Origin of the sequence: Nguyenibacter vanlangensis (assembly GCF_013376155.1) — a bacterium.
In the GTDB taxonomy this organism is placed as follows: Bacteria; Pseudomonadota; Alphaproteobacteria; order Acetobacterales; family Acetobacteraceae; genus Gluconacetobacter; species Gluconacetobacter vanlangensis.
In genome coordinates this window covers 1-1,095 of sequence record NZ_JABXXP010000851.1, presented here as the reverse complement: position 1 = coordinate 1,095, position 1,095 = coordinate 1, and the positions used below count along the sequence as shown (strand labels likewise).

Below are 1,095 nucleotides of genomic sequence, written 5' to 3'. Positions count from 1 at the left end.
ATCCCCGCGCCCTGTGGCCCGAGGCCCGAAGCGTGATCGCGCTGGGCCTGTCCTACGCGCCCGGCGGCGACCCGCTGGCGACGACGCGCCTGGCCGACCGGGGCAACCTGTCGGTCTATGCGCGGCACCGCGACTATCACGACGTGGTCAAGGGCATGCTCAAGCACCTGGCGCAGTTCGTCGTCGCCGAAGGCGCGCGGATGAGTGTCGCCGAAGGCGCGCGGAGGAGCGCCGCCCAGGGCGCGGGGGCAGGGGCCGCGCCGGGCGTCAAGGTCTTCGTCGACACCGCGCCGGTCATGGAAAAGCCGCTGGCCGAACGCGCGGGGCTGGGCTGGCAGGGCAAGCATACCAACCTGGTGTCCCGCCGGCACGGAAGCTGGCTGTTCCTGGGCGAGATCTACACGACCCTGGACCTGCCGCGCTCGGCGCCCTCGGGCGGGCAATGCGGCTCCTGCCGGCGCTGCCTGGATGCCTGCCCGACCGACGCCTTTCCCGAACCGTACCGGATGGACGCCCGGCGCTGCATTTCCTACCTGACGATCGAGAATCCGGGCCCGATCCCGCTGGAATTCCGGGCCGCGATGGGCAACCGCATCTATGGCTGCGACGATTGCCTGGCGGTCTGCCCCTGGAACCGCTTCGCCACCGAATCGCGGCAGATGAAGCTGCGGGCCCGCGACGACCTCACCGCGCCGCGCCTCGCGGACCTGGCGCGGCTGGACGATGCGGGCTTCCGGGCGCTGTTCTCGGGCTCGCCGGTCAAGCGGATCGGGCGCAACCGCTTCGTGCGCAACGTGCTGGTGGCCGTCGGCAATTCGGGACTGGCCGCGCTGCGCCCGGTGGCGCAGGCGCTGTGCGACGATCCCGATCCGGTGGTGGCCGAGGCCGCGCGCTGGGCGGCCGGACGCCTGCCGACATGAGCAACCAGGCATGAACGACCAGGCATGAACGACCGGGACGAGAACGCCGCAAGCTTCCGCCTGCCGGGCGGCCGGCCGCTGGTCAAGCGCAGCCTGGCGCTGTCGGGCCACCGGACCAGCGTGGCGCTCGAACCCGAATTCTGGACGGCGCTGGACGAGATGGCGCGCGCGCGCG

The 1,095-nt window shown here is 72.4% G+C and carries 2 protein-coding genes; both read left to right on the top strand.

Translation table 11 applies throughout. The features are described 5' to 3' along the window. Positions 1-920: tRNA epoxyqueuosine(34) reductase QueG (gene queG, locus HUK84_RS19635; protein WP_176641709.1), on the top strand; the 920-nt coding region annotated here is incomplete at its 5' end. 24 nt (positions 921-944) lie between these two features. Continuing rightward, the coding region (locus tag HUK84_RS19630) for a ribbon-helix-helix domain-containing protein (RefSeq protein ID WP_176641708.1) at positions 945-1,095 on the top strand (151 nt) is incomplete at its 3' end.